Origin of the sequence: Streptomyces malaysiensis subsp. malaysiensis (genome assembly GCF_040653035.1) — a bacterium.
In the GTDB taxonomy this organism is placed as follows: Bacteria; Actinomycetota; Actinomycetes; order Streptomycetales; family Streptomycetaceae; genus Streptomyces; species Streptomyces malaysiensis.
The window spans coordinates 1-9,740 of the sequence record NZ_JBEZNG010000068.1 but is presented as its reverse complement, the minus strand read 5'-3'; the positions used below and the strand labels follow the sequence as shown (position 1 = coordinate 9,740).

Here is a 9,740-nt window from a genome sequence, read left to right as displayed (position 1 = left end):
CCACCACCCACACCACCCTCACCCACACCACCCACCACCACCTGAACCTCAACCCCACCCCGCTCCGAAAACACCAACGGCCCCTCCAACGTCAACTCCTCAACCACCCCACACCCCAACCACAACCCCGCCTGCAACACCAACTCCACAAACCCCGCCCCCGGAAACAACACCACCCCGGAGAGGGCGTGATCGGCCAGCCAAGGGTGGGTGGCCAGGGACAGCCGGCCGGTGAGCAGGCAGCCGCCGGACTCCGGCAGCACGGCCGTGGCCCCCAGCAGGGGGTGGTCGAGCGCGCCGAGTCCCAGGGCGGAGGCGTCACCGTGGCCGGGCCGGGGCGTCAGCCAGTAACGCTCCCGCTGGAAGGGGTAGGTCGGCAGCTCCACCCGCCGCGCCGCGCCGAAGGCCGCCGGCCAGTCCACTCGTACGCCGTGCACATGCAGCCTCGCCACGGCCGAACAGAACTGGGCGAGCCCTCCCTCGCCACGCCGCAGCGAGCCGGTGACCACCACGGATTCACCGGAGGCGTCCGCCGTGTCCTGGATGCCCATGGTCAGGGCGGGGTGGGTGCTCGACTCCACGAAGACGCGGTGGCCGTCGGCGAACAGCGCGTGGAGCGCGCCGAGGAAGTCGATCGGCTTACGGGCGTTCCAGAACCAGTAGTCCCCGTCGAGTTCCGTGGTGTCCAGAAGCCCGCCGGTCACCGTGGAGTAGAACGGAACGGTGGACTGGCGTGGCGCCACGTCGGCCAGCAGGGCGAGCAGCCGTTCACGCAGCGGTTCCACCTGCGGGCCGTGGGACGCCACGGTGGCGGGCACGACACGGGCGCGTACGCCGTCCGCCACGCATGCGGCGACGAATTCCTCGAGGCTCTGCGGGTCACCGGCCACCGTGGCCGCCGCTGGCCCGTTCACCCCGGCCACCGCGAGGCGCTCGCCCCACGGCTCGATCCGGGTGGCCAGTTGTTCCGCCGGCAGGGCGACCGACGCGATAGCGCCGTTGCCCACCAGCGTTTCGGCGAAGAGGCGGCTGCGCAACACCACCACCTTGGCCGCGTCCTCCAGCGACAGCGCCCCGGCCACACAGGCCGCCGCGATCTCGCCCTGAGAGTGACCGACCACCGCCGAGGGAGTGATCCCGTAGGAGGACCACAGCTCGGCGAGGGACACCATCATGGTGAACAGCACCGGCTGGACGACCTCGATGAGGTCGAGCGAGGGCGCACCGGGCACGGAGCGCACCACGTCCTCGATGGACCAGTCGAGGTGCGCCTCCAGGGCACGGGCGCATTCGGCGAACCGGCGGGCGAAGGCCGGGGAGGTGTCCAGCAACTCCACGGCCATACCGGCCCACTGCGAGCCCTGTCCCGGGAAGACGAGGACCACACCGGTGTCGGGACCGGCCACTCCCTCCACCACGTTCGGGGCCGGTTCTCCGGCGGCCACCGCCGCGAGGCCGCTCCGCAGGTCCGCCGGTGTGGACCCGATCACCACCGCACGGTGCGACAGGGCCGAGCGCGTGGTGGCCAGGGTCCATCCGAGGTCGCCGGGGTGCGCTTCGGTGGCCACGTCGGCGAGCCGGTCCGCGAACGCGCGCAGACCGGCCTCGCCCTGGCCCGAAAGCACCCAGGGCACCGTCACCGGTTCAATCCTGGACGGCTCGATGGGCTCGGTCTCCGGTGCCTGCTCCACGATCACATGGGCGTTGGTGCCACTCACCCCGAAGGCGGAGACCCCGGCCCTGCGCGGCCGGTCGGTCTCCGGCCACGGGGTCCGCTCGGTGAGCAGCCGTATCGCACCGGCGGACCAGTCCACGTGCGGGGTCGGTTCGTCCACGTGCAGGGTGCGCGGCAGCACACCGTGCCGCATGGCGAGGACCATCTTGATGACCCCGGCGACGCCCGCGGCGGCTTGGGCGTGTCCCAGGTTCGACTTGACCGATCCGAGCCACAGCGGCTGCTCCCGGTCCTGACCGTAGGTGTCCAGCAGGGCCTGTGCCTCGATCGGGTCCCCGAGCCTGGTGCCGGTGCCGTGTGCCTCCACCACGTCGACATCGCCCGTGGACAGCTGGGCGTTGGACAGTGCCGCGCGGATGACCCGGCGCTGGGCGGGCCCGTTGGGCGCGGTCAGCCCGTTCGAGGCGCCGTCCTGGTTGGCGGCGGTGCCACGCACCACCGCCAGCACCGGGTGACCGTGGCGTTCGGCGTCGGACAGCCGCTCCACCAGCAGCACCCCGGCGCCCTCTCCCCAGCCGGTGCCGTCCGCCGCCGCCGCGAACGCCTTGGACCGGCCGTCCGACGCCAGCCCGCCCTGCTTGGACAGCTCGACGAAGGTGTTCGTCGTCGTCATCACCGTGACGCCGCCCGCCAGCGCCAGCTCGCACTCCCCGTTGCGCAGCGCCTGAACGGCCAGGTGCAGGGCGATCAGCGAGGAGGAGCACGCGGTGTCCACGGTGACCGTCGGCCCTTCGAGACCGAAGGTGTAGGCGACCCGTCCCGAGAGCACGCTCGCCGCGCTGCCCGTGCCGAGGTGGCCCTGGACCTCGTCGCGGGCAGCGCTGAGCAGCGTGGCGTAGTCCTGGCCGTTGGTGCCGATGAACACTCCGGTCCGGCTGCCCCGCACCGCGTCACGGTGGACACCGGCCCGCTCGAACGCCTCCCAGGAGGTTTCCAGCATCAACCGCTGCTGTGGGTCCATCGCGATGGCCTCGCGGGGGGAGATCCCGAAGAGCGCGGCGTCGAAATCGGCGATGCCGTGCAGGAATCCCCCGTAGCGGGTGACGGACTTACCGGAGCCGCCCGCGGGGTCGTAGAGGCCCTCCGTGTCCCATCCGCGGTCGGTCGGGAAGTCCGACACCGCGTCGCCGCCCTCGCGCACCAGGTCCCACAGCGCTTCCGGTGTTGCGATGCCACCGGGGAAACGGCAGCTCATGCCGATGATCGCGATGGGCTCGCGGCTTTTCGCCTCGATGTCCTCAAGGCGCTGACGGGTCTGCCGCAGATCCTTCGTGACCTCTTTGAGGTAGTGACGAAGTTTCTCTTCATTCTCCACAGGACAGCCCTCTCAACGCGGTGCTGGACTCACTCGGAGGCGAACTCGACGGCAGGTTCACGAGATCCCGAACTCCTTGCCGAGGAGGTCGAACATCTCCTCGTCCGTCGCGGAATCCACTTCGATGTCACTGTTGGTGGCCGCGCCCCAGTGGGACAGCAGGCTCTTGATCTTCGCCGCGACCTCGGCACCGGCCATGTCGGTCGGGGACAGGTCGGAGAGCACGGCTTCCAGCCTGGTCAGCTCGGCGAGTACGGACGTCGTGCCGCCCCCGGCCCCGTCCTCGCCCTCGCCCTCGTCCGGGACGAACCGGGTACGGACATGGTCGGCGAGCGCCGCGGGAGTCGGATAGTCGAAGATGACGGACGCCGGGAAGGGTACGCCGGTGGCGGTGGCCAGCCGGTTCCGCAGCTCCACCGCGGTCAGCGAGTCGAAGCCGACTTCCTGGAAGGTCCGCGAGGGGTCGACGGAAGCGGGCTTCGCATGGCCCAGTACGGCCGCCGCTTGGGCACGGACCAGCTCCAGCACCGCCCGATCGCGCTCGAGCCGTGGCATGTCCCGCAGCCGAGTGGCGAGTTCCTCGACCGGTTCCATCGGCGTGGTGGCGAGGGGCAGCAGTTCGCTGAGCAGCGGGCTCGGCCTTACGGCGGTGAACCGGGAGCCGAAGCTCGACCACTCCACGTCCGCGATCATCAGTGCGGTCTCGTCCTCGACCAGTGACTGCTGAAGCGCGGCGACCGCCAGTTCCGGGGGCATGCCGGGGAGCTGCCGCTGGGCCGCCCCCATGCCGCTGTCGGCCCAGGCACCCCACGCCACCGACGTGGCCACCAACCCCTGCGCCCGCCGCCGCCAAGCCAACCCATCCAGAGCAGCATTAGCCGCCGCATAACTCCCCTGACCCGCACTACCCACAGTCCCCGCAGCCGAAGAAAACAACACAAAAGCATCCAGATCCCGATCCCGGGTCAACTCATCCAGATGCAACGCACCGTCGACCTTGACCCGCCACACTTCACCAACCCGCCCAGCCGACAACGACTCCAACACACCGTCATCCAGCACACCCGCCGCATGCACCACCACCCGCAAATCCGCAATCCCCTCCAACAACCCCACCACCTGATCCCGATCACCCACATCACACCCCACCACCCGAACCACAGCACCCAACCCCTCCAACTCCGCCACCAACCCCAAAACCCCAGGCGCAGCCAACCCCCGACGACTCACCAGCACGATGTTCTCCACACCGGCACCCGCCAGCCAACGCGCCACATGACCACCCAACGCACCCGTACCACCCGTCACCAACGCCGACCCCCCACCCCGCCACACAACCGACCCACCCAACCCCGAACCCACCACCCGCACCAACCGAGCACCCCACGCCCCACCACCACGAACCGCAACCTGATCCTCCCCCGTACCCCCACCCAACACCCGACACAACCAGACACCGGCCTCCTCATCCACAACCGCCGGAAGATCAACCAGACCACCCCAACGATCCGGATACTCCAGCCCAATCACCCGCCCAAGACCCCACACCCCCGACTGAACCGGATCCACCACATCCCCATCCACCACCGACACCGCACCCCGAGTCACACACCACAACGGCGCAGTCGTACGAAGCGCCTGCAACACGGCGACGGTCTCCTCGACGGGCAGCATCGACACCACACCCGCCGTGGCGGGCACGGTCTCCGGCGCCCCGAGCCGCGCCGCCTCCGCCGCCTCCGCGACCTCCGCCACCGTCACCGTCCGCACCTCGGCCCCCGCCGCGCGCATCGCGCCCACCAGGTCATCGGCGCCACCACCCGGCTCGACCACCAGCAGCCAGGTGCCGGTGAGGCCGGACTCCCCGGACACCGCCGGGATCGGCGTCCAGCCGAGCCGGTAACGCCACCCATCGATGACCGACTGCTCCTGCCGCGTCCTCCGCCACGACGCCAAGGCAGGCAACGCCGCGCTGAGCGGCTGTTCGGCGTCGATGCCGAACGATCCGAGGTCCCCGCGCTCGACCGCAGCCCAGAACGCCGCGTCCGTAGCGCTCGTCGTGGGCTCAGCCGATGATGGCTCCAGCCAGAACCGCTGCCGTTGGAACGCGTAGGTGGGGAGATCGACCCGCCGACCACCCGGGAACACCGCGCCCCAGTCCACCTCAACACCCCGGACATACAACCCACCCAAAGCCGCCATGACGGACAGGGGCTCCGGACGATCCCGGCGCAGGACCGGCAGCCCATCGCCATCGGTCAGCGCGGCCAACGTGCCATCGGGGCCCAACTCCAGGAATGAACCGACACCCAGCTCGCGGAGAGTGTCCAGCCCATCGGCGAACCGGACCGTCTCCCGCACATGCCGCACCCAGTACTCCGCCGAGCAGAGCTCTTCACCGGCCACCGCACCGGACACGTTCGAGACCACCGGCAGGCTCGGGGCGTGGAACTCGACACCGTCCAGGACCTCGCCGAACTCCGCGAGCATCCCGTCCATACGAGCCGAATGAAACGCATGACTCACCCGCAACCGCCGCGTCCGCACCCCACCCGTGATGAACATCTCCTCGACGGCGTACACCGCATCCTCATCACCCGAGATCACCACCGACTCGGGACCATTCACCGCCGCAACCGACACCCCATCGGTCAGCACCCCCCGCACCTCACCCTCCGAGACGGCCACCGCAACCATCGCCCCGCCCGGCGGCAACGCCTGCATCAAACGACCCCGAGCAGCCACCACCCTCGCCGCATCCTCCAACGACCACACACCCGCCACATAAGCCGCAGCCAACTCACCAATCGAATGACCCAGCAGATAATCCGCCCGCACACCCCACGAAGCGATCAACCGATACAGCGACACCTCAAGCGCAAACAACCCCGCCTGCGCATACGCCGTCTCCCCGATCAACTCAGCATCATCACCCCACACCACCTCACCCACCGACCGATCCACATACCGGTCCAGCTGAGCGCACACCTCATCCCACGCCGCAGCGAACACCGGATACGCCTCATACAACCCACGCCCCATCCCCAACCGCTGCGACCCCTGACCAGCGAACAACACAGCCAGTCCACCCGCCACCGGAACACCCACCATCGGCGCGCCTTCCAAAGCCCCCAGCAACTCCTCACGATCCGCACCCACGACCACCGCACGATGCGACAACCCGGCACGGGTGGCCGCCAAAGACCACCCCACATCCACCGGATCCAGATCCGCGTTCCGGTCCGCGAAGGCCCGCAACCGTACGGCCTGTGCGCGCACACCCGCCTCGTCCTGAGCGGAGAACACCCAGGGAATCGCCGGTAGTTCACTCCGCGCCGGGCCTGGTTCAGGTTCGCTCGCCGTGTCAGGGGCCTGCTCCAGAATCACATGGGCGTTGGTACCGCTCGCCCCGAACGACGAGACTCCGGCCCGGCGGGGTCGCCCGGCCTCCGGCCACGCCGTGTGCTCACCCAGGAGCTCCACCGCACCGGCAGACCAATCCACATGCGGGGAGGGCTCATCCACGTGCAGCGTCCGCGGCAACACCCCATGCCGCATCGCCATCACCATCTTGATCACACCAGCCACACCCGCCGCAGCCTGCGCATGACCAATATTCGACTTCACCGAACCCAACCACAACGGCCGACCCGGATCCCGGTCCTGGCCGTAGGTGGCCAGCAGGGCCTGCGCCTCAATGGGGTCGCCCAGCGTCGTACCGGTACCGTGCGCCTCCACCGCGTCCACGTCCCGGGCGGCAAGCCCAGCGTTTGCCAACGCCTGCTGGATCACGCGCTGCTGCGACGGACCGTTCGGCGCCGTCAACCCATTCGACGCACCGTCCTGATTCACCGCACTGCCACGCACCACCGCCAGCACCGGATGTCCATTCCGCTCAGCATCCGACAACCGCTCCACCAACAGCAGCCCCACGCCCTCCGACCAACCCGTCCCATCCGCACCAGCGGCAAAGGGCTTGCACCGGCCGTCCGGTGCAAGCCCACCCTGGCGGGTGAACTCCACGAAGACCTGCGGAGTCGCCAGTACGGTGACTCCGCCCGCGAGTGCCAGCGAGCACTCCCCGCGCCGTAGCGACTCGGCCGCCAGATGCAACGCCACCAGCGATGACGAGCAGGCGGTGTCCACCGTGAGGGCAGGCCCCTCCAGCCCGAACGTGTAGGCCAACCGTCCCGACGCCACACTGCCCGCGATGCCTGTGCCCAGATAGCCCTCGACATCGTCCGGGACATCGGTGAGCCACGAGCCGTAGTCGTGGTACATCACACCAGTGAAGACGCCCGTCCGACTGCCCTTGAGCGCGTCCGGGGCGATCCCGGCCCGCTCGAACACCTCCCAGGCCGTCTCCAGCAACAGCCGCTGCTGCGGATCCATCGCGGTCGCCTCACGCGGTGAAATCCCGAAGAACCCGGCGTCGAACTCGGCCGCGTCATAGAGGAATCCACCGTCCCGGGCGTACGAGGCACCGGCACCACCCTTGGCGCCGGACAAGGTCGCCAGATCCCAGCCCCGGTCCGTGGGCAACGCGGAGACCGCGTCAGTGGCCGAGTGGACCAGATGCCATAGGTCTTCAGGAGACCCGACACCACCGGGGAAGCGGCAGCTCATGCCCACGATCACGATCGGCTCGTCGTCGACGGCCGACACCGGCATGATCGGGGCGGCGGTGGGCAGTGAGCCCCACACCTCGGCCAGCACACGCTCGGCCAGCAGCCGGGGGGTGGGGTGGTCGAAAACCGCGGTGGCGGGCAGCCGTACGCCGATGGCGGCGCTGATCCGGTTGCGCAGTTCCACCGCGGTCAGCGAGTCGAAGCCGATCTCCTGGAAGGTCCGCGAGGCGTCGACAGACTCCGCGGAGGCGTGGCCCAGGACTCCGGCCACATGTTCCCGCACCAGGCGCAGGATCCGATTCTGCCTCTCGGCCTCTGTCACCCCGGCGAGTTGGTGCCGGAGTCCGGCCGGGGTACGCCCGGAATCGACTGCCCTGCGGACGGGAGCCGTGACCAGTCCACTCAGGATCGACGGCAAGGTGCCCGCGGCGGCCTGTTCCCGCAACGCCGGCAGGTTCAGGGGCGTGGCCAGCACCATCGGGTCGTCTGCGGCGAGCGCCGCGTCGAACAGGTCCAGTCCTTGTGCACTGCTGATGCTGGTCCCCACGGACCGGGAGATCCTCGACAGCTGCACCTCGGCCAGGTCGGCCGTCAGTTCGCTGCGTTCTTCCCAGAAGCCCCACGCGATCGACACCGCGGGCAACCCCAGCGCCCGCCGATGAGCCGCCAGCGCGTCCAGGAACCCATTCGCCGCCGCATAACCACCCTGCCCCGCATTGCCCAACACACTGGCCGCCGACGAGAACAACACAAAGGCCGACAGATCCAGCTCACGCGTCAACTCATGCAGATGCCAAGCCCCCAGAGCCTTCGGCTCCATCACCCCACGCAGCCGCTCCCCGTCCAAAGAACCAATCACTCCGTCATCCACCACACCCGCCGCATGCACCACCACCCCCAACCCTTCAATCGACCCCACCAACTCCGCCACCGCACCTCGATCCGCCACATCACACGCCACCACCCGCACCCGCGCGCCCAACCCCTGCAACTCATCCACCAAAGCCTCGACACCCGGCGCATCCCACCCGCGCCGACTCACCAACACCAACTCGCCCACCCCATACACCGACACCAAATGACGCGCCACCAACCCACCCAACAGCCCCGTCCCGCCCGTCACCAACGCCACACCCGAACCCAACCCCTGATGCACACCCACACCACCCGCAGCCACAGCCATCAGACGTGGCACCCACGCCCGGCCCCCACGCACCGCCACCTGCGACTCCCGCAACCCCACCACATCCGGAACCACATCCCCGTCCACGCCCTCCTCAACATCCACCAGCACAAACCGCCCCGGATGTTCCGACTGCGCCGACCGCACCAACCCCCACACCGCGCCACCATCCACATCCACCACACCCTCACCACCCACCGACACCGCACCCCGCGTCACCACCACCAACCGCGAACCCGCAAAACGTTCCTCCAGCACCCACGCCCGCAAAACCTCCAACACACCCACCACATCAACCCCCGACAACACCACACACTCCGGCACCACCCCACCAGCAGACACCTCTCCCCACTCCACCAACGACCCCACCGAACACACCCCTACGTCCACCCACTCCACCCGGTAGAGCGCATCGCGGTTGCCGACCTCGGCTTCGGCGAGCTGTCCGTCCGCAACCGGGCGGAGTACGAGGGAGTCCACCGAAAGCACCGGCTGGCCCGCCTCATCGGTCACCCTCAGCGATACCGTGTCCGGCCCGGCGGGCGTCAGCGCCATCCGGACAGCGGACGCACCGACCGCGTGCAGCCTGACCCCACTCCACGAGAACGGAAGGTACGCCCGACCGTCGTCGGTGATCAGGCCCCCCAGGCCGATACCGTGCAGCGCGGCGTCGAGCAGAGCGGGGTGGATCGCACAACGCGCCGCATCACCCCGAGCCTCCGCCGGTAGCACCGCCTCGACGAAGACCTCGTCCCCCCGACGCCACGCATCCCGCAGCCCCCGAAACACCGGCCCATACGCATACCCCCGCTCCGCCAACCCCTCATAAACCCCCTCCACCCCAACCCGCACCGCACCCACCGGCGGCCACACCTCCAC

The 9,740-nt window shown here is 69.4% G+C and carries 2 protein-coding genes; both read right to left on the bottom strand.

Annotated elements, in window-relative coordinates:
* On the bottom strand, window positions 1-3,050 hold a 3,050-nt coding region (locus AB0E24_RS45670), incomplete at its 3' end, for a type I polyketide synthase (protein WP_359385931.1).
* 57 nt (window positions 3,051-3,107) lie between these two features.
* Window positions 3,108-9,722 carry a type I polyketide synthase gene (locus AB0E24_RS45665; RefSeq protein WP_359385929.1) on the bottom strand — a complete coding sequence of 2,205 codons (6,615 nt, stop codon included), beginning with the start codon at window positions 9,720-9,722 and terminating at the stop codon, window positions 3,108-3,110.
* Window positions 9,723-9,740: the final 18 nt, after the last annotated feature.